Consider the following 19,198-nt stretch of genomic DNA (forward strand, 5'->3'; position numbering starts at 1 on the left):
CCTCACTCCGCCGCTTCAACGCGCGGTGCCGGCTGAAAATCATCCGGGAAATGGGTCATGGCGCTGAGCACCGGATAGGGCGTGAAGCCGCCAAGGGCACAAAGCGAACCGAACTTCATTGTATTACAGAGATCGGCGAGCAGTTCGCGGTTCTTCTCCGGCTCGATGCCGGCTGCGATTTTGTCGGCCACCTCGACGCCGCGGGTCGAACCGATGCGGCAGGGCGTGCACTTGCCACAGCTTTCGACGGCGCAGAACTCCATGGCAAAACGAGCCTGGTGCAGCATGTCTGCGGTGTCATCGAAGACGACAATGCCGGCATGGCCGATGAGACCGTCGCGCGCCGCAAAGGCCTCGTAATCGAACGGCGTATCGAACAGGGCGCGCGGGAAATAGGCGCCGAGCGGACCGCCGACCTGCACCGCCTTGACCGGCCGGCCGCTTGCCGTGCCGCCACCGATGTGATCGATGATCTCACCGAGCGCGAGGCCGAAGGCGGTCTCAAAGAGGCCGGCATGTTTGACGTTGCCGGCGATCTGGATCGGGATCGTGCCGCGCGATCGGCCCATGCCAAAGTCGCGGTAGTAGGCGGCACCCTTGTCCATGATGATGGGAACGGAGGCGAGCGAGATCACGTTGTTGATCACAGTCGGACAGTCGAAGAGGCCCTTGTGGGCGGGCAGCGGCGGCTTGGCGCGCACGATCCCGCGTTTGCCTTCGAGGCTGTTCAGAAGCGCCGTTTCCTCGCCGCAGACATAGGCGCCGGCGCCTTCGCGCACCTCCATGTCGAAGGCCCGACCGGAGCCGAGCACCGAGGTCCCGAGCACGCCGGCCTTGCGCGCGATCTCGATCGCCTCAGCCATCGCCGCGATCGCATGCGGATATTCGGAGCGGGTATAGATGAAGCCCTTGGTGGCACCCGTCGCGATGCCGGCAATCGCCATGCCCTCGATCAGCACGAAGGGATCGCCCTCCATGATCATTCGGTCGGCAAAGGTGCCGCTGTCGCCCTCGTCGGCATTGCAGACGATGTATTTGCGCGCGCCCGCCGCCTCGAGAACCGTCTTCCACTTGATGCCGGTCGGAAAGCCTGCGCCGCCGCGGCCGCGAAGGCCGCTCTCGGTCACCTGCGCGACGATCGCCTCCGGTGCCATGGCAATGGCGTTGCGCAGGCCCGCGAGCCCGCCATGGGCCTGGTAGTCGTCGAGCGAGAGCGGATCGATGATGCCACAACGGGCAAAGGTCAGCCGCGTCTGCTGCTTGAGGAAGGGAATGTCCTCGGTCTTCCCGAGACAGAGCGCGTGGTCGCCGCCTTCAAGCAGCCCGGCGTCAAGGAGAGACGCGATATCGCGCGCCTTGACCGGGCCGTAGGCGACGCGACCTTGTGGCGTTTCCACCTCGAGCAAGGGCTCCAGCCAGTGCATGCCGCGCGAACCGTTGCGCACGATCACGACGTCAAGGCCGCGGGCAGCGACCGCCTCGGCCATGGCTTTCACGACCTTCTCGGCACCGAGCGCTATCGCCGCGGCATCCCGCGGAATATAGATCTTCGTGGTCATCGACGCGCCTCCTGAACCAGCGCCTCGAGATCGGCGGTATCGACCCGGGCATGCACCTCTCCGTCGAGCATGGCGGAGGGTGCGCAGGAACAGAGCCCGAGACAGTAGATCGGTTCCAGCGTCACCGCGCCATCCGGCGTCGTCTCATGGAAATCGATGCCGAGTAGCCGCTTGGCGCGTTCGGCAAGCTGATCACCGCCCATCGACTGGCAGGCCTCGGCCCGACAGAGCTTCAGCACATGGCGCCCGGCCGGATGCTCGCGGAAGTCATGGTAGAAGCTCATGACGCCGTAGACTTCGGCGCGCGACAGGTTGAGCTCGCGCGCAATGACGGGAAGACATTCCTGTGGCACGTAGCCGAATTCTTCCTGCAGCTCGTGCAGGATCGGCAGCAACGGGCCCTCGAGCCCCTTCAGCTCCTCGACAATGGCGAGCGTGGTCTCCGCGATATCCTTGCGCGGCTGATGGATGTTCAACAGGAGCCCTCCCGGCTCGTGGGCTCGCCGGCGCCCGAAACGAGCGACCGGTCCAGCCGACTTTCAATTCCTGGCGAAGGCCGTTCCTCGGCGGTCTCCGGCCTTGATCAAAAAGCTTCGCGCTTATGGCCCGGTGGGTCAATAAGGCTGTTCCGTCGATCGATAGAAAAAATCTATTGAACCTGATTTCGCTCGCCCAGGATACGCGCCTCGTGCAACAGAGCCGAGACGAGCGGCGTAAACGGCTCACGGTGTGTCGCAACCAGGCCGACGGTGTGGCGGGCATCCGGATCGACGATCGGGATCATTCGGATATCCTCGTGAAAACCGAATGATTTCGCGACGTTGAACGGCATGATACTCGCCCAGCGGCCGGTGCGCACATGCGAGAAAAGCACGATCATCGAGTTCGATTCGAGCGTCGGCTTGGCGACGACGCCGGCCTCGGCAAAATGCTGGTTGACGATGCGGCGGTTCTGCATATCGGCCGTCAATAGACAAAGCCGAACGTCGCTAACCTCTTTCCACGTCACGCTTTCCCGCTCCGAAAGCGGCGTTCCAGCGGCGGTGACGAGGTGATAGCGCTCGACCTGCAACGGCACGCTGGTCACCCGACCGAGCGGCTCGTTCTCCAGATAGGTGAGGCCCGCGTCGATCTCGAGATTTTCCAGCAACGCCAGGATTTGAAGCGACGTGGTCGACAGCACCGAGAAGGTGACATCCGGGTGTTTTTCCTGGAACGGCGCGGTAATCATCGGCACCATGGCAAGCGTCGTCGGCACCGCAGCCAGCCGGATGTGACCGGAAAGCCCCTTGCGCGCCGCGCGCATCTCCTCGCGCATGGTGCGGGCATCGCCAACGATGCGGCGCGCCCATTCGAGCACGCGCTGGCCCTCCGGCGTCAGCCCCTGGAAGCGCGAGCCGCGGCTGACGAGCATGACGCCAAGCTGATCCTCAAGCTGACGGATGGCGGCCGACAGCGTCGGCTGCGTCACGCCGCATTCCTCCGCCGCGCGGCCGAAGTGCCTTTCGCGTGCCAGAACAAGGAACATTTCCAGCTTGTCGATCATGTCATGCCTTTGGCGTTTTCAAGTCTGCCCCTCACCCTAGCCCTCTCCCCGCAGGCGGGGAGAGGGGACGTGCCCCGATCCAGACCACAGCAACATCAGCAGCGCCGCAACATCCCTTTCCATCTAACGGGGAAAGCGAACTCGCTCTGGTCCCGTGTCGGAATACAGGCGTCTCAGGAAGGTCCCCTCTCCCCGCAGGCGGGGAGCAGGTCCCGGCAGGCGAATGATGGGAAAAACTCTCCAACAAACATCCGCTCACGCGATCAATTGCCCGCCGTTGACCTCCAACACCTGCCCGGTGATGTAGCCCGACAGCGCATGCGAGGCGAGGAAGAGATAGGCTGGCGCGCATTCCTCCGACGTGCCCAACCGCCCGAGCGGAATGGTCTTGCGCGTCGCCTCCAGCTTTTCCGGCGACGAGTAGCGCTCATGGAACTCGGTGGTGATCGTGCCCGGCGACACGCAATTGACGCGAATGCCCTCGGGCGCGAGTTCGCGCGCCAACGCCTTGGAGTAGGTGGCGACGAAGGCCTTGGTGGCCGAATAGATCGACGAGCCGGCGCTGCCGCCGGTGACAGCCGAGATCGAGACAGTGTTGACAACAGCCGGATGCGTGCCCTTGCGCAACAGCGGCAGCATCGCCCGCGTCATCTCGACCACCGCCGTTTGATTGAGCTGAACGACGGTCTGGTATTGCTCGTCGGTCAGCTCGGCCGCCGGGAAGCGGCCGACCATCGTGCCGGCATTGTTGATCAGGATATCGATGCTTTGGAATTTGCTTCGAACCACGTCGGCCAACCCCTCGACGCCGCCCGGCGCAAGAAAATCTGCCGTCACGACATGGGCTCGGCCCTCCGTCGCTGCCGTTTCGAGAAAATCAGGCAAGTCGCCGATCGACCGGCCGGCATGGACGAGCACATGGGCGCCGCAGTCGAGGAACTGCCGCGCAACCTCCAGGCCAATACCGCGACCGGCCCCGGTCACCACGACGGTCATGCCCTTGAACAAGGCTGGATGGAACATGCTTCTTTCCTCTCAATCCGACGGCAGCGTCGCGCATCGGCGGAACGAATGCAACGCGCCTCGATGCTCTCAGCCGCAACGAAAGCGATTTCAGCGAAACCGCCGATTCTGAAATTGCGCGGCTTTCGTTTTTGCATATTATGAACCAAAACGAAAATGGGGAGGACGAAATGTACCTGACGGGCCGACAAGCGGAGATCCTGGAGCTGGCGAAGAGCGAGGGCCGCGTGCTCGTCGAAGAGTTGGCGCAGCGCTTTTCCGTCACGCCGCAAACCATCCGAAAGGACCTGAACGACCTCTGCGATGCCAAGGTTCTGAACCGCATTCACGGCGGCGCGATCTTCCCCAGCGGCAAGGAAAACGTCAAATACGATGCCCGCCGCCAGATCGCCGCACCGGAGAAACAGGCAATCGGCAAGGCAGCGGCCGAGCTTATCCCCGACAACGCATCGCTGTTCATCAATATCGGCACCACCACCGAGGCCGTCGGAGAGGCCCTGCTCGACCACAAGGAACTGATGGTCATCACCAACAACATCAACGTCGCCAATCGCTTGCGTGTTTTCCCCTCGATCGAGGTCGTCATCACCGGCGGCGTCGTGCGCGGGTCGGACGGCGGCATCGTCGGCGAGGCGGCCGTCGACTTCATCAAGCAGTTCAAGGTCGACTTCGCCGTCATCGGCGCCTCGGCAATCGACCATGACGGCGCGCTGCTCGATTTCGATTTCCGCGAAGTGAAAGTCGCCCAGGCGATCATCGCCAATGCACGCCATGTCATCCTGGTTTCCGACTCGACGAAGTTCGAAAGAACCGCGCCGGTTCGCATCGGTCATATCTCCCAGGTCCAGACCTTTATCACCGATCGCTGTACGCTCGAAAACGTCAGGAAAATCTGTGCCGAACAGGACGTTCGGCTGATCGAAACCGACGCCTGAAGCACGAGATTTAGACACCCCTTAAGATTCGCAGTGCATTCGTTTGACATTCGATATGTTTTCGTTTTAACTGATTTCACTTTCGCTGTTGCATCAATTTGTGCATTGCGAAATGTGGAGGGGAAACAGCAGTGTCAGAGCAGGCAATCTACGACGTCTTCGTCATCGGCGGCGGCATCAACGGATGCGGTATCGCGCGTGATGCGGTCGGCCGCGGATACTCGGTCGCCTTGGCCGAAATGAACGATTTCGCCTCCGGCACGTCCTCCGGTTCCACCAAGCTCATTCACGGCGGCCTGCGCTATCTGGAGCACTACGAGTTCCGGCTGGTGCGCGAGGCGCTGATGGAGCGCGAGGTGCTCTGGGCCATGGCGCCGCACGTCATCTGGCCGATGCGCTTCGTGCTGCCCTACCACAAGGGCGGCCTGCGCCCAGCCTGGCTCATCCGCCTTGGCCTCTTCCTTTACGACCACATCGGCGGCCGCAAGCTGCTGCCGGCCACCGCGACGCTGGACATGAACCGCGACCCGGCCGGCAAGCCGCTGAAGCGCCTGTTCAACAAGGCCTTCGAATATTCCGACGGCTGGGTCAACGACGCACGCCTGGTGGTGCTCAACGCCCGTGACGCCGCCGATCGCGGCGCCGTCATCATGGCCCGCACCCGCGTCGTTTCGGCGCGGCGCGACGGCGCGCTTTGGACCATCGAAACCGAAAACCAGGCGAACGGTGAACGCAAGACGCTGCAGGCCCGCATGCTCATCAATGCCGCAGGCCCCTGGGTCGATGCGGTGCTGTCAGGCGCACTCGGCAAGAACGACGTTCACAATGTCCGCCTCGTGCAGGGCAGCCACATCGTCGTGAAGAAGAAGTTCGACGATCCGCGCGCCTATTTCTTCCAGAACCCGGACGGCCGCATCATGTTCGCCATCCCTTACGAGGAAGATTTTACGCTGATCGGCACCACCGATCGCGACTACACCGGCAATCCGGCGGATGTCCGCATCAGCGACGCCGAGGTCGACTATCTCTGCAAGGCGGCGAGCGAATACTTCCTCGAGCCGGTGACGAAGAACGATATCGTCTGGACCTATTCGGCCGTGCGCCCGCTCTATGACGACGGCGCCAGCAAGGCGCAGGAAGCAACCCGCGACTACGTGCTGCGCGTAGAGGGCGACAAGGGCGCAGCCCCGCTGCTCAACGTCTTCGGCGGCAAGCTGACGACCTACCGTCGCCTCGGCGAATCCGCGCTTGAAAAGATCGGCGAGGCGATCGGCGTCAAGGGCTCGAAATGGACCGCTGGCTCCAAGCTTCCGGGCGGCGACTTTCCGACCGAGGGCTACGCCGACGAGGTCGCAAGATTGCGGAAGCAATACCCGTTCCTTGCCCCCGCGCATGCCCGACGCCTCGTGCGTCTCTACGGCACGCGGGCAGCAGCTATCCTCGGTTCGGCAACGAACGAGGCGGCCCTTGGTCGTTGTTTCGGCGCCGATCTCTATGAGGCCGAGGTCAAGTGGCTAATTGCCAAGGAATGGGCGCGGCACGCCGAGGACGTGTTGTGGCGCCGCACGAAACTGGGATTGAAGCTGACGCCCGGCGAGGCGCTGGCCCTGGAGGAATACATGCGAGGCGCGGCCAACGCAGCCGCTTGAAGAGGCTCGCATTTGAAGCATTTCCCGGCAGGAACGCGCAGCGGTCTTGCGTCCGGAAATGCCAAAGGGATGAAGACAGAGGATTTCCGCGGCGGCGTGGAAACACTCGGGACTGCCGTAGGGCTGGGTGGAGAATTCAATGCTTGAAATGAAGAAGATATCCAAGGTCGTGGGCGGGGAGACGCATATCTACCCGACCGACCTGGTGCTGGAGAGGGGGTCGCTCAATGTGCTGCTCGGCCCGACGCTGTCCGGCAAGACGTCGCTGATGCGGCTGATGGCCGGTCTCGACAAGCCAGCCTCCGGTTCGCTGATCTTCGACGGTACCGACGTGACCGGCCAACCGGTGCAGAAGCGCTCGGTCGCCATGGTCTACCAGCAGTTCATCAACTATCCGGCGATGACGGTCTATGAGAACATCGCTTCGCCGATGCGCATCAGCGGCGCCGATGCCGCCACCATCGACCGCGAAGTGCGCAAGGCGGCCGAGCTTTTGAAGCTCACGCCCTATCTCGACCGTACGCCGCTCAACCTTTCCGGCGGCCAGCAACAGCGCACGGCGCTTGCCCGCGCCATCGTCAAGAATGCCGACCTCGTGCTTCTCGACGAACCGCTCGCCAACCTTGATTACAAGCTGCGTGAGGAACTGCGCGAGGAGCTGCCGAAGATCTTCGCCGCCTCCGGCGCGATCTTCGTCTATGCGACGACAGAACCATCGGAAGCGCTGCTTCTCGGCGGCAACACGGCCGCCCTCAGCCAGGGCCGCATCACCCAGTTCGGCAAGACCATCGACGTCTATCGCCGTCCGGTCGATCTCATCACCGCCCGCACGTTCGCCGACCCGCCGTTGAACACGATCGAGCTCGTCAAATCCGGCTCGACCTTCACGCTCGACGGAAAGCCGGTGCTGACGGTGCCGGCGCATCTGAGTGCCATTGCCGACGGTCCCTGCACCGTCGCCTTCCAGCCTCACCATATTGCATTCGAACGGCCGCAGGGCGGCGGCGACGGGCTCACCGTCAAGACCGCGATCTCCGAGATCGCCGGCTCGGAGAGCTTCATTCACGTGGGATTTGCCAATGCGCGCTGGGTCATGCTGGCGCAGGGCATCCACGACATCGAACCGGACGCGACCCTTACGGTCTTCGTCGATACCCGCCACCTCATGGCCTTCGGGCCTGACGGACGCGCCATCGGCGGCGCGGCCTAAAGGGGGCGCTGGGAGGAAAACATGGCACGCATCGATCTCGAACATATCCGCCACGCCTACGGCGCCAAGCCGAAGTCGGAAAACGACTACGCGCTGAAGGAAGTGCATCACGAATGGAACGACGGCGGCGCCTATGCGCTGCTCGGTCCGTCCGGCTGCGGCAAGACCACACTGCTCAACATCATCTCGGGCCTGATCAACCCGTCGGAAGGACGCATCCTCTTCGACGGCAAGGACGTGACGCATCTGTCGACCCAGGAACGCAACATCGCCCAGGTGTTCCAGTTCCCGGTTATCTACGACACGATGACCGTCTACGACAATCTGGCCTTCCCCTTGCGCAACCGGCATGTGCCGGAGGCCGAGGTCGACCGCCGCGTCAAGGAGACGATCGAGATGATCGGCCTCGGCGGCTGGGCGAAGAAGACCGCCCGCGGCCTCACCGCCGACCAGAAGCAGAAGATCTCGCTCGGCCGCGGTCTCGTGCGCAACGACGTCAGCGCCATCCTGTTCGACGAGCCACTCACCGTCATCGATCCGGAAATGAAGTGGGTACTGCGCTCGCAGATCAAGCGGCTGCACAAGCAGTTCGGCTTTACCATGGTCTACGTCACCCACGACCAGACGGAAGCGCTCACCTTCGCCGACAAGGTCGTCGTCATGTATGACGGCCAGATCGTCCAGATCGGCACGCCGGCCGAACTCTTCGAGCGTCCGCGCCACACCTTCGTCGGCTATTTCATCGGCTCTCCGGGCATGAACGTGCTGCCGGTCAAGCTCGACGGCAACACGGCGACGGTGGGCGGCGAACACCTGGCACTCAATTTCCAGCCAAACGTGAAAACCGGCGCCAAGACCGAACTCGGCATCCGCCCGGAATTCGTCTCGCTCGGCCGCGAGGGCATGCCGGTCGCGATCACCAAGGTCGAGGACATCGGCCGCCACAAGATCGTGCGCGCCCGCTTCGCCGATCAACCGATCTCGATCATCGTCGACGAGGATGGCGAGATCCCCGCCGATCCGCGCGTCAGCTTCGATCCGAAAGCCATCAATATCTACGCCGATTCCTGGCGCGTCGGCGAGGAGGCCTGACCATGGAGAAAACCTGGAACAACAAGGCCTGGTTCATGGTGCTGCCGGTGCTCGTGCTGGTCGCCTTCTCGGCCGTCATCCCGCTGATGACCGTCGTCAACTATTCGGTCCAGGACACCTTCGGCAACAACCAGTTTTTCTGGGCCGGAACCGACTGGTATGTGCAGGTCCTGACCTCCGACCGCTTCTGGGACGCGCTTACCCGCAACCTGATCTTCTCGGCGATCATTCTGGCGATCGAAATCCCGCTCGGCATCATCATCGCGCTCAACATGCCGAAGAAGGGCCTCGGCGTGCCGGTCTGCCTCGTGCTGATGGCGCTGCCGCTCCTGATCCCGTGGAACGTCGTCGGCACCATCTGGCAGGTCTTCGGCCGCGTCGATATCGGCCTTCTCGGCCGCACACTCGAAGCCATGGGCATCAACTATAACTACGTGCAGAACCCGGTCGCTGCCTGGGTGACGCTGATCGTCATGGACGTCTGGCACTGGACGAGCCTCGTCGTGCTGCTCTGCTATGCCGGCCTCGTCTCGATCCCGGACGCCTATTATCAGGCGGCCAAGATCGACGGCGCCTCGCGCTGGTCGGTGTTCCGCTACATCCAGCTGCCGAAGATGAAGCGCGTGCTTTTGATCGCCTTCCTGCTGCGCTTCATGGACAGCTTCATGATCTACACCGAGCCCTTCGTCGTCACCGGCGGCGGCCCGGGCAACTCCACCACCTTCCTGTCCATCGACCTCGTCAAGACGGCCATCGGCCAGTTCGACCTCGGTCCGGCGGCAGCGCTATCGATCATCTACTTCCTCATCATCCTGCTGCTCTCGTGGATCTTCTACACCGTGATGACCACGAGCGACGCGCAGGGCTGACAAAGGCGGGAGGAGAAAAAACATGCAGACAAAACCACTTACCGAACGCCTCTCCTGGCTGGTGCCGACGATCTACATCGTCTTCCTGCTCTTGCCGATCTATTGGCTCGTCAACATGAGCTTCAAGGAAACGAGCGAGATCTTGAGCACCTTCTCGCTCTGGCCGGTCAACCCGACGCTCAGGAACTATGAGGTGATCTTCACCGATCCCTCCTGGTACAACGGCTACATCAACTCGATCATCTACGTCGTCATGAACACGGTGATCTCGGTTGCGGCAGCGCTTCCGGCGGCCTATGCCTTCTCGCGCTACCGGTTCCTCGGCGACAAGCACCTGTTCTTCTGGCTCTTGACCAACCGCATGGCGCCGCCGGCGGTCTTCGCCCTGCCCTTCTTCCAGCTCTATTCGGCCTTCGGCCTGATCGACACGCACATCGCAGTTGCCCTTGCGCACTGCCTGTTCAACGTGCCGCTCGCCGTCTGGATCCTGGAAGGCTTCATGTCGGGCGTGCCGAAGGAAATCGACGAAACCGCCTATATCGACGGCTACTCGTTCCCGCGCTTCTTCGTGAAGATCTTCATGCCGCTGATCGCGTCCGGCATCGGTGTCGCCGCCTTCTTCTGCTTCATGTTCTCCTGGGTCGAACTGCTGCTTGCCCGCACGCTGACGACCACGGACGCCAAGCCCATCGCCGCGACCATGACCCGTACGGTTTCCGCCTCTGGCCTCGACTGGGGTGTGCTGGCCGCTGCCGGCGTGCTCACCATCATTCCGGGCGCGCTGGTGATCTATTTCGTTCGCAACTACATCGCCAAGGGCTTTGCCCTGGGGAGGGTATGATGACTGCTCAACCCGATCGCAAGGCCCGTTGGCAACTGCCCTTCGCCGCCGTTCTCGTTGTCTATGTCGCTGTCGCCGGCGTGCTCATGAGCATGCTGCCGATCAAGGACGGTGCGCGCGACTGGTTCGCGCCGCTGGTCGCCGGCGGCTGGATGGCCTGGTCGTTTCCGTCGGCCATGTTCTTCCTGACGATCTTCGCACTGCTGTCGATGATGGCAGTCTGGGAATACGCCTCGCCCGGTGGCAACCCGCGCGTCGGCATCCTGCGCTTCGAGACGACACGGGGCGATCGCCTCTTCGTGTCGCTGCTCGGCAGCGCCTTCATTCACCTCGCATGGCTCGGCTTCGTCGGCGGGCAGAACCTGTGGTGGGCGCTCGCGCTCTCCCTGGTCTATGCCGTCGGCGTCTTCCGCTACGTCTGAGGCGAGCAAATTTGCGGGGCCGTTCCGCGGCCCCCCAAAGCCAAAAGATACGCAATCGCAAACCTAAGGGAGGGAATTATGCGACGGCATCTTCTGACTACGACGGCAGCCATGCTGCTGGCATTCACCGGCACCGCTTTTGCCGGCATGGACGAAGCAAAGAAGTTCCTCGACACCGAAATCGGCGACATGTCCTCGCTCGACCGCGCGGCCCAGGAAGCCGAAATGCAGTGGTTCGTCGATGCGGCCAAGCCCTTTGCCGGCATGGAAATCAAGGTCGTTTCCGAAACGATCACCACGCATGAATACGAATCGAAGACGCTCGCCAAGGCGTTCTCCGATATCACCGGCATCAAGATCACCCACGACCTGATCGGCGAAGGCGACGTCGTCGAAAAGCTGCAGACGCAGATGCAGTCGGGCGAGAACGTCTACGATGCCTACATCAACGACTCGGACCTGATCGGTACCCATTGGCGTTACCAGCAGGCCCGCAGCCTGACCGACTTCATGGCCAATGAAGGCAAGGACGTCACCAACCCGAACCTCGACATCGACGACTTCATCGGCAAGTCCTTCACCACGGCTCCGGACGGCAAGCTCTACCAGCTGCCCGACCAGCAGTTCGCGAACCTCTATTGGTTCCGCTACGACTGGTTCAACGACGAGAAGAACAAGGCGGACTTCAAGGCGAAGTACGGCTACGACCTCGGCGTTCCGGTCAACTGGTCGGCTTACGAAGATATCGCCGAGTTCTTCACCGGCCGCGAAGTCGACGGCAAGAAGGTCTATGGCCACATGGACTACGGCAAGAAGGACCCGTCGCTCGGCTGGCGCTTCACCGACGCCTGGCTGTCGATGGCCGGCAACGGCGACAAGGGCATCCCGAACGGCAAGCCGGTCGACGAGTGGGGCATCAAGGTCGACGAGAACTCGCGTCCGGTCGGCTCGTGCGTCGCCCGCGGTGGTGACACCAACGGCCCGGCCGCCGTCTACTCCATCCAGAAGTACCTCGACTGGATGAAGGCCTATGCACCGGCTGCTGCCCAGGGCATGACCTTCTCGGAATCGGGCCCGGTTCCGTCGCAGGGCGAAGTCGCCCAGCAGATGTTCACCTACACGGCGTTCACCGCCGACTTCGTCAAGCCGGGTCTTCCGGTCGTCAACGAGGACGGCACGCCGAAGTGGCGTTTTGCTCCGAGCCCGCACGGCGTCTACTGGAAGGACGGCATGAAGCTCGGTTACCAGGACGCCGGTTCCTGGACGCTGCTGAAGTCTACGCCTGACGATCGCGCCAAGGCCGCCTGGCTCTATGCGCAGTTCGTCACTTCGAAGACCGTCGACGTGAAGAAGAGCCATGTCGGCCTCACCTTCATCCGCCAGTCGACGCTCGACCACAAGAGCTTCACGGACCGCGCTCCGAAGCTCGGCGGTCTGATCGAGTTCTACCGTTCGCCGGCCCGTCTGCAGTGGTCGCCGACCGGCACGAACGTTCCTGACTATCCGAAGCTGGCTCAGCTGTGGTGGCAGGCGATCGGTGACGCATCCTCGGGTGCCAAGACCGCTCAGGAAGCCATGGATTCGCTTTGCGCCGAGCAGGAGAAGGTTCTCTCCCGTCTCGAGCGTTCGGGCGTCCAGGGCGACATCGGTCCGAAGCTCGCCGAAGAGCACGATCTCGAATACTGGAACAAGGACGCCGTATCCAAGGGCAACCTCGCTCCGCAGCTGAAGATCGAGAACGAGAAGGAAAAGCCGCAGACCGTCAACTACGACGATCTGGTCAAGAGCTGGCAGAAGTAACAAGGAAGGCCGCCCTCACCGGGCGGCCTTTTTCTTTCAGGAGATGCGGCGGAACCGGGGTCGGCAACGGCCCCGGTTTTTCGTTGCCGTCAATCAATCAACGAAGCGGGCGCGGAAAGCCCTGCCGCCCAAACCACACCGCAACCAGAGCCGGGAGCAGGATCGCCAAAAGTACGACCGGAAGAACGGCTGCGCCGACGCTGTCGAGCAAGAGACCCCCTGCCAAACCACCGCCCGCCATCGCGGCATTCCAACCGGTCACGATCATCGACTGCGCCGCGTCGGCCTCCGCGCCGGCAGCCTTTGCGGAGGCCGTCTGAAACAATGTCGGCGCCCCACCGAAAGCCAGCCCCCAGGCAACGACGCCGAGATAGATCGCCACTGGTTGCTCGGTGAAGACGGCAAGCAGCAGCGATGCGGCTGCAAACAGCGCCGTGGTCGAAAGCACCAGCGCGCGCAGGTGCCGGTCGACGAGCGCGCCGACGATCGGAATGACGGCAAGCGAGGCGACGCCGAACATGAGCAGCACCCGATCGGCTTTCACATCCAGGCCCGAGGGCTGCAGATACGGCACAATGTAGGTGTAGAGGATGTTGTGGGCGAGAACGACGGCGAACATCACAAACAGCACCGGCCGGATCCCGGGCAGCCGGAACACCGATAGAAGCGCCAGCCGCCGCGCGGTGCGCTGCCCTGGGAAATCGGGAACCGCCAGCAGAACCCAGCCGACGAGCATCACCGTCATGACACTGAGGAGGCCGAAGGTCATGCGCCAGCCGGTCATGGCGCCAAGCATCGTGCCAGTGGGAATGCCGATCGACAGCGCCACCGGCGCGCCGAGCATCGCAATCGCGATCGCCCGTCCCTGCAACTGCGGCGCGACCAGGCGGCTGGCATAGCCGGCCGCAAGCGCCCACAGCAGGCCGGCAAAGACGCCGGCAAGGAAGCGTGCGGCCATCGTCAGAACGTAGTCGTTTGACAGCGCGGTCACCGTGTTGACCACGGCAAAGCCGGAGATTGCCGCAATCAGCAGCGGCCGCCGGCGCCAGGTCCTCGTCAGTGCCACGAGCGGGATGGCAGCGACGAGCGAGCCGATCGCGTAGATCGTCACCATCTGTCCGGCCAGCGATTGCGAGACGTCGAGATCGGCGCTGATTTGCGGTAGCAAGCCGGCCGGCAGCGCTTCCGTCAGGATGGTGATGAATCCGGCGGAGGCAAGCGCCAGCAGGGCCGAGATCGGCAGCTTGGCCTCAGGAACAGCGGCGGCGAACGTCGCTGCAGCCTCCCCAGCGGCCGGAGGTACGCAGTTGGTGGATTGCATGGAAACGGTCTTTCGGGGACGGCACGCCGAGCATGCGCGTCCGGCGCTGGCGGGTTGGGTCTGATGAGGGCGTACGCCGCCGGCGCATGCGGGCGGCGAAATCTCCTATGCCGATGCGGCAGGTGCAGCGCGCTTGGGCAGGATCAGATCGTCGACGCGATAGGTGTGGAACTCATGGGTCGAAACCGAATTCAGCGCCTGGAATTTCTCAAGAAACACCGGGTCGCCGAAGAACTCCTCGACGTTCCCTTCCCCGGCTATCGCTTCGATATTGACCACGGTCTTGCCGTCGGTGCTCTTGGAGAGATTGCTCCAGAGAAAGCCCTCCTTGCGCTCGGCCACGTAGTTGACCACGTCCTGGATCAGGCGAAACGCCTCTTCCTGCTTGCCCTCGTGGGCATGGATCACGTTGACGATGAAGACGGTGGGTTCGGGATCCCGGCGGAAACCGGCCAAAAGTGCCTTCTGCATGTTTTCTCCTTCTTTCGCCGACAATGTTGACCCGCGTCACAAACGCGGCGTGTCGGGCAGGCGGACTATGGCGAGCTTCCAATCGCAGAAAAATGCGCTACAGATCCAAAGATACCGGACAGAAATATCCGCAATCCGAGACGACGGACGAGGAGAACGAATGGACAGCCTTGGCGCACTCAACGCATTCGTGCAGGTCGCGGAGGCGCGCAGCTTCACCGGGGCCGCCACGCAACTCGGTGTTTCACCGTCGGCCGTTGGCAAGGCGATCGCCCGTCTGGAGGAACGCTTGAGCGTTCGCCTCTTTCATCGCAGCACACGCAGCGTCACGCTGACGCCGGAGGGCACGCTGTTTCTCGAACGCTGCCGCCGGATTTTTTGCGAGGTCGAAGCGGCCGAAGCCGAACTGATGCAGAGCCAGGAGGTCCCGAGGGGCAAGCTGCGCGTCAGCCTGCCGATGGCGGGCATGCTGCTGATGCCGACGCTGACGGCCTTCATGCGCGCCTATCCGGAGGTCGAGATCGATCTCGATTTCTCCGACCGCATGGTCGATGTCATCGAGGAAGGGTTCGATGCCGTGATCCGCAGCGGCGAGCTCGGTGATTCCCGTCTGATGACGCGCCAGATTGGCACGTTCCATCCCTTTCTCGTCGGTTCACCCGCCTATTTCGCCGAACATGGCACGCCGACGACGCCGCGCGATCTAAAGCATCATCTCTGCCTGCATCATCGCTTTCCCTCGACCGGCAAGCTCGAGCCGTGGCCGCTGATGGAGGAAGGCAGTGCAGTCAGTGTCGATCTGCCGGTGACGGCCGTCTCAAATGCGCTGGACCCGCTGATCCATCTGGCCGAGCAAGGACTCGGTATCGCCTGCCTTCCGGATTTCACGATCAGGCGGCAGATGCGCGAGGGAACGCTCGTACCCGTACTCGAACACAACCTGCGCCGCTGCGGCACCTACCGGGTCCTGTGGCCGTCGAGCCGGCATCTCTCGCCGAAACTGCGGGTCTTCGTCGATTTTATGGCCGCCAACCTCTTCCCAACCGAAGGCGCCAAATCGGGACCGACCTGATCGGCAGCAGAGCTCTACGATTTCACCATCACGCGGCGCGCTGATTTTTCCGATCGACGTTTGTCGAAGATTGCCCTGACGGCCCGTGTCGAGCCGTCATCCATCTTCACGCTCATGTCCATGTAAAGATGCTTGTCGACGAGCGCGATGCGGATGTCGAAGGGCTGGCCGCGATAGTGGCTATTGCCGACTTCGCTCCAGCGACCGATTCCCTCGGCGCTATGGTCGCCCCCGACACGCCCGAGATGAACCACGGCAAACCATCCGCCCTTGCCCGTTACCTTCAGAACCGGGCCGTTGCGCCTGATTTCGACCCAGCAGGTCTCACAGGCATCCGTGCCCGATGCGACCTGCTGCCATTGCCCGGGAAAAGTCGCGCCGTTGGCGCGCGCGGCAACCGGTGAAAGGGCGAAGGCAAGCGCCAACAGCACCGCGAGCAAGCGCCAGGAAGCCAGTGTCCAAGATACCATCGATCGTGATCCCGTAAGAACAGCGCCGGGGGCACCGGCTTGAGGACCATCGCTGCTTCGCATTGCGGCTACGTTGCATGGTTCCGGCCGCGCTAGGCTCGCTTGCGACCTTTGACCGGTCCGACCCTGCGGCAACAACGCTCGCCACCAGCGCATCGGGACCGATTACCCCAAGATTTCAGAAAGTGTTTTCGTATCTGCGATACTTGCGACATTCTGCCTCGGCACGGAAAAATTGCGCTCCCCTGTTGGAGGACAGGGGAAACGGACTGGTCGACGTAATGGGAGGAGGAACCATGAGCGACGTTTCCAGCATACACCCGGTGGACGAAAAGCTGCCGGTCGGCAGGCTCGCCACCCTCGGGATCCAGCATGTTCTCGTCATGTATGGCGGCGCCGTCGCAGTGCCGCTCATCGTCGGCCGCGCCTTGCAGCTCAGCCCCCAGGACGTCGCCTTCCTGATTTCCGCCGATCTGTTCGTCTGCGGCATCGTCACGATCATCCAGTCGCTCGGCCTCGGCCGCAGCATCGGTATCCGCCTGCCGGTCATGATGGGCGTTACATTTGCATCCGTCGGCCCGATGGTCTCGATGGCGGCGATGACGCCGGGCCAGGAGGGCGCGCGCATGATCTTTGGCGCCATCATCGGCGCCGGCCTCGTCGCGCTGTTGCTCGCGCCCCTGATGGGCAGGCTCCTGAAGTTCTTTCCGCCTGTTGTCACCGGCACGATCATCCTCGTCATCGGCGTCTCGCTGATGCGCGTGGGGGTCAACTGGATCTTCGGCAATCCCTTCGGCCCGACCGCGCCGAAACTGGTCGATCCGACCCATGCCGAATGGCTGGCGGGGTTGAAGACGGCCGCCGCTGCCGGAGGCCCTGCTGTTCCCGATGGGCTGGTGCTCGGCGCCACCATGCAGAACCCCATCTATGCCCAGCCGAGCCACATCGCGCTTGCCGCCTTCGTGCTCGTGTCCATTCTCGTGATCGCGCGCTTCGGCCGCGGGCTGATCAGCAACATCGCGGTGCTGACCGGCGTCGTGCTCGGCTGCGTCGTTGCGGCCGCCCTCGGCATGATGCACTTCGACCGAGTGGCGGATGCCGGCTGGTTTGCCGTGGTGACGCCCTTGCGCTTCGGCATGCCGATCTTCGATCCGGTGCTGATCGGCACCATGTCGCTGGTGATGATCGTCGTCATGATCGAATCGACCGGCATGTTCCTGGCGCTCGGTGAGATGACCAACCGCGAGGTATCGCAGCAGCAGTTGACCGCAGGGCTTCGGGTCGATGGCCTCGGCACGATGATCGGCGGTCTGTTCAACACTTTCCCCTATACCAGCTTCTCGCAGAATGTCGGTCTTGTCGGCGTCACCGGCGTCAAGAGCCGCTATGTCTGCGTGATGGGCGGCGTGATCATGATCGCGCTCGGCCTGATCCCGAAGATGGGCGCGCTGGTCGAGGCCGTGCCGACCTTCGTGCTCGGTGGCGCCGGCCTTGTCATGTTCGGCATGGTCGCAGCCACAGGCGTGCGCATCCTGTCGGTGGTCGACTTCAAGTCGTCGCGCAACAACCTGTTCGTCGTCGCCGTCTCCATCGGCTTCGGCCTGATCCCGTTGATCGCCCCGAACTACCTGATGTGGCTGCCGCACGCGATCCATCCGATCATCGAGTCCGGCATCGTGCTCGCCTCGATCTCTGCCGTGGTGCTCAACGCCTTCTTCAACGGCCTGACCGTCGAGCGGTCCGCATCCGTCAACGCCGCGAAGCTCGCCGACAGCCATTGAGGTTCAAGGAAAGTATCGCCCCGGCGCCCCGAAAGGTGGCGCCGGGGCTTTGTCGTGTTGAGCAAAGCACGCTCACGATACTTCGACCGCTACCGAAGCATCTGCCACCCGTACGGCGCTAGAAGATGGGCAACGACGACGACACGAAGGTTTCAATTGTCATGGCCAAGACCAATCTCACCCTCGAGCTTTCTCTGCTCCTTGCGCTCGCCACACTCTGGGGTGCCTCCTACACCTTCATCAAGATCGGCATCGAGACCATCCCGCCGATCACGCTGATCGCCGCCCGCACCCTGATTGCCGGCGCCATACTGCTTGCAGTCCTTCGCTGGCGTGGATTGAAGATGCCGCGCGACGCCGCGACCTGGCGGAAGTTCCTGTTCCAGGCCTGCCTCAACAGCGTCGTGCCCTTCACGCTGATCGCCTGGGCCGAACAGACGATCGATGCCGGCATCGCCTCGATCCTCAACGCGACGACGCCGATCTTCGCCTTCCTGATGACGGCACTGATTACCCGCCACGAGGCGGTCACTGCCCGCAAGCTCGTCGGCGTTATTGCCGGCATGACCGGCATCAGCCTGATCATTGGCATGGAAGCCTTTGGCGGCCTTGGCGAACAATTGCTGCCGCAGCTCGCCGTGGTGCTCGCGACCGTCTGCTATGCCGGTGCCGCGATCTTCGGGCGCAGCTTTAGGGGGCTCGACCCGATGATGCCCGCCGCCGGTTCGCTGATTGCAGGCACCGTGCTCCTGATCCCGACGAGCCTCATCGTCGACCGGCCCTGGACGCTTTCGCCCTCGATGGATTCCCTGCTGGCGCTTCTCGGGCTTGCCGTGTTCTCAACTGCGCTGGCCTTCGCCATCTACTTCCGGCTGATCCAGACGCTGGGCTCGGTCGGTGCGACGGCTCAGGCCTATCTGCGCGTGCCCGTCGGCGTTACCATCGGTGCTTTCTTTCTCGGCGAGCGGCTGTCGGACACCGCCTGGATCGGCCTTGGCTGCGTCATCATCGGCGTCGCGGCCATGACGATACCGGCGCGGCGAAGTGCCGTGGCTACCGTTGATCGTGGATGATGGTGCCGAGATCGCAGAACAGCGCGGCGCCCACCCTCGATCGGGCGGGCCGCAGCGGCCAGAA

At 63.0% G+C, this 19,198-nt stretch carries 18 protein-coding genes; 11 read left to right on the plus strand and 7 right to left on the minus strand.

The features are described 5' to 3' along the window. Positions 1-2: 2 nt before the first annotated feature. The 4 genes from VGO04_RS20565 to VGO04_RS20580 form a co-directional block, all read right to left on the minus strand. Positions 3-1,559: an NADH-quinone oxidoreductase subunit NuoF gene (locus tag VGO04_RS20565; protein ID WP_327497813.1), complete on the minus strand. Its 1,557-nt coding sequence runs from the start codon at positions 1,557-1,559 to the stop codon at positions 3-5. Next, on the minus strand, positions 1,556-2,035 hold the full coding sequence (locus tag VGO04_RS20570; RefSeq protein ID WP_327497814.1) for a formate dehydrogenase subunit gamma: 480 nt from the start codon (positions 2,033-2,035) through the stop codon (positions 1,556-1,558). Before VGO04_RS20570 ends, VGO04_RS20565 begins: the two co-directional genes overlap by 4 nt. A gap of 173 nt (positions 2,036-2,208) precedes the next feature. Further along, positions 2,209-3,105 carry a LysR family transcriptional regulator gene (locus VGO04_RS20575; protein ID WP_275021702.1) on the minus strand — a complete coding sequence of 299 codons (897 nt, stop codon included), beginning with the start codon at positions 3,103-3,105 and terminating at the stop codon, positions 2,209-2,211. 255 nt (positions 3,106-3,360) lie between these two features. Further along, positions 3,361-4,128: an SDR family oxidoreductase gene (locus tag VGO04_RS20580; RefSeq protein WP_327497815.1), complete on the minus strand. Its 768-nt coding sequence runs from the start codon at positions 4,126-4,128 to the stop codon at positions 3,361-3,363. A gap of 170 nt (positions 4,129-4,298) precedes the next feature. On the opposite strand from VGO04_RS20580, the gene VGO04_RS20585 reads away from it, so the two are divergent. The 8 genes from VGO04_RS20585 (at position 4,299) to VGO04_RS20620 (ending at position 12,946) form a co-directional block, all read left to right on the plus strand. After that, the gene (locus tag VGO04_RS20585; protein ID WP_077967971.1) at positions 4,299-5,063 is read left to right on the plus strand and encodes a DeoR/GlpR family DNA-binding transcription regulator; all 765 of its coding nucleotides are present in this window, start codon (positions 4,299-4,301) and stop codon (positions 5,061-5,063) included. A 131-nt stretch (positions 5,064-5,194) separates the two neighbouring features. Next, entirely contained in the window at positions 5,195-6,712 is a 1,518-nt protein-coding gene (glpD, locus tag VGO04_RS20590; RefSeq protein WP_327497816.1) for a glycerol-3-phosphate dehydrogenase, read from the plus strand. A gap of 139 nt (positions 6,713-6,851) precedes the next feature. Then, positions 6,852-7,922, plus strand: coding sequence for an ABC transporter ATP-binding protein (locus VGO04_RS20595; protein WP_327497817.1), 1,071 nt, complete (start codon positions 6,852-6,854; stop codon positions 7,920-7,922). Positions 7,923-7,943: 21 nt separating this feature from the next. After that, on the plus strand, positions 7,944-9,014 hold the full coding sequence (locus VGO04_RS20600; protein ID WP_327497818.1) for an ABC transporter ATP-binding protein: 1,071 nt from the start codon (positions 7,944-7,946) through the stop codon (positions 9,012-9,014). A gap of 2 nt (positions 9,015-9,016) precedes the next feature. Continuing rightward, entirely contained in the window at positions 9,017-9,883 is an 867-nt protein-coding gene (locus tag VGO04_RS20605; RefSeq protein ID WP_327497819.1) for a sugar ABC transporter permease, read from the plus strand. Between the two features lie 22 nt (positions 9,884-9,905). Then, the gene (locus tag VGO04_RS20610) at positions 9,906-10,724 is read left to right on the plus strand and encodes a carbohydrate ABC transporter permease (protein WP_275021709.1); all 819 of its coding nucleotides are present in this window, start codon (positions 9,906-9,908) and stop codon (positions 10,722-10,724) included. Then, a complete protein-coding gene (locus VGO04_RS20615; protein ID WP_327497820.1) occupies positions 10,724-11,146 on the plus strand; it encodes a DUF2160 domain-containing protein in 423 nt (140 codons plus the stop codon). Before VGO04_RS20610 ends, VGO04_RS20615 begins: the two co-directional genes overlap by 1 nt. A 78-nt stretch (positions 11,147-11,224) precedes the next feature. Then, a complete protein-coding gene (locus VGO04_RS20620) occupies positions 11,225-12,946 on the plus strand; it encodes an ABC transporter substrate-binding protein (RefSeq protein ID WP_327497821.1) in 1,722 nt (573 codons plus the stop codon). Positions 12,947-13,043: 97 nt separating this feature from the next. Here the strand turns inward: VGO04_RS20620 and VGO04_RS20625 are convergent, their stop codons facing one another. Both VGO04_RS20625 and VGO04_RS20630 read right to left on the minus strand, forming a co-directional pair. Then, positions 13,044-14,267: an MFS transporter gene (locus VGO04_RS20625; RefSeq protein ID WP_327497822.1), complete on the minus strand. Its 1,224-nt coding sequence runs from the start codon at positions 14,265-14,267 to the stop codon at positions 13,044-13,046. Between the two features lie 105 nt (positions 14,268-14,372). Further along, a complete protein-coding gene (locus VGO04_RS20630; RefSeq protein WP_327497823.1) occupies positions 14,373-14,738 on the minus strand; it encodes an antibiotic biosynthesis monooxygenase in 366 nt (121 codons plus the stop codon). A gap of 160 nt (positions 14,739-14,898) precedes the next feature. On the opposite strand from VGO04_RS20630, the gene VGO04_RS20635 reads away from it, so the two are divergent. Next, positions 14,899-15,810: a LysR family transcriptional regulator gene (locus VGO04_RS20635; RefSeq protein ID WP_327497824.1), complete on the plus strand. Its 912-nt coding sequence runs from the start codon at positions 14,899-14,901 to the stop codon at positions 15,808-15,810. Between the two features lie 14 nt (positions 15,811-15,824). Here the strand turns inward: VGO04_RS20635 and VGO04_RS20640 are convergent, their stop codons facing one another. Next, positions 15,825-16,280 (minus strand): hypothetical protein, encoded by a 456-nt coding sequence (locus tag VGO04_RS20640; protein ID WP_327497825.1) that lies wholly within the window; start codon positions 16,278-16,280, stop codon positions 15,825-15,827. Positions 16,281-16,576: 296 nt separating this feature from the next. Between VGO04_RS20640 and VGO04_RS20645 the strand changes: the two genes are divergently transcribed. Together VGO04_RS20645 and VGO04_RS20650 are read left to right on the plus strand one after the other, a co-directional pair. Continuing rightward, positions 16,577-18,061 (plus strand): nucleobase:cation symporter-2 family protein, encoded by a 1,485-nt coding sequence (locus VGO04_RS20645; protein ID WP_327497826.1) that lies wholly within the window; start codon positions 16,577-16,579, stop codon positions 18,059-18,061. Positions 18,062-18,186: 125 nt separating this feature from the next. Then, on the plus strand, positions 18,187-19,134 hold the full coding sequence (locus tag VGO04_RS20650) for a DMT family transporter (RefSeq protein WP_414650573.1): 948 nt from the start codon (positions 18,187-18,189) through the stop codon (positions 19,132-19,134). Positions 19,135-19,198 lie beyond the last annotated feature (64 nt).

It is taken from the genome of Ensifer sp. (assembly GCF_035999185.1).
GTDB lineage: Bacteria > Pseudomonadota > Alphaproteobacteria > Rhizobiales > Rhizobiaceae > Ensifer.

Bases quoted from the DNA above. Each gene is read 5' to 3' on its own strand.
- VGO04_RS20605 (WP_327497819.1), top strand. From the start codon at position 9,017: ATGGAGAAAACCTGGAACAACAAGGCCTGGTTCATGGTGCTGCCGGTG.
- VGO04_RS20630 (WP_327497823.1), bottom strand. From the start codon at position 14,738: ATGCAGAAGGCACTTTTGGCCGGTTTCCGCCGGGATCCCGAACCCACC.
- VGO04_RS20645 (WP_327497826.1), top strand. From the start codon at position 16,577: ATGAGCGACGTTTCCAGCATACACCCGGTGGACGAAAAGCTGCCGGTC.
- VGO04_RS20615 (WP_327497820.1), top strand. From the start codon at position 10,724: ATGACTGCTCAACCCGATCGCAAGGCCCGTTGGCAACTGCCCTTCGCC.
- VGO04_RS20580 (WP_327497815.1), bottom strand. From the start codon at position 4,128: ATGTTCCATCCAGCCTTGTTCAAGGGCATGACCGTCGTGGTGACCGGG.
- VGO04_RS20635 (WP_327497824.1), top strand. From the start codon at position 14,899: ATGGACAGCCTTGGCGCACTCAACGCATTCGTGCAGGTCGCGGAGGCG.
- VGO04_RS20625 (WP_327497822.1), bottom strand. From the start codon at position 14,267: ATGCAATCCACCAACTGCGTACCTCCGGCCGCTGGGGAGGCTGCAGCG.
- VGO04_RS20585 (WP_077967971.1), top strand. From the start codon at position 4,299: ATGTACCTGACGGGCCGACAAGCGGAGATCCTGGAGCTGGCGAAGAGC.
- VGO04_RS20610 (WP_275021709.1), top strand. From the start codon at position 9,906: ATGCAGACAAAACCACTTACCGAACGCCTCTCCTGGCTGGTGCCGACG.
- VGO04_RS20565 (WP_327497813.1), bottom strand. From the start codon at position 1,559: ATGACCACGAAGATCTATATTCCGCGGGATGCCGCGGCGATAGCGCTC.
- VGO04_RS20595 (WP_327497817.1), top strand. From the start codon at position 6,852: ATGCTTGAAATGAAGAAGATATCCAAGGTCGTGGGCGGGGAGACGCAT.
- VGO04_RS20650 (WP_414650573.1), top strand. From the start codon at position 18,187: ATGGGCAACGACGACGACACGAAGGTTTCAATTGTCATGGCCAAGACC.
- VGO04_RS20640 (WP_327497825.1), bottom strand. From the start codon at position 16,280: ATGGTATCTTGGACACTGGCTTCCTGGCGCTTGCTCGCGGTGCTGTTG.
- VGO04_RS20620 (WP_327497821.1), top strand. From the start codon at position 11,225: ATGCGACGGCATCTTCTGACTACGACGGCAGCCATGCTGCTGGCATTC.
- VGO04_RS20600 (WP_327497818.1), top strand. From the start codon at position 7,944: ATGGCACGCATCGATCTCGAACATATCCGCCACGCCTACGGCGCCAAG.
- VGO04_RS20575 (WP_275021702.1), bottom strand. From the start codon at position 3,105: ATGATCGACAAGCTGGAAATGTTCCTTGTTCTGGCACGCGAAAGGCAC.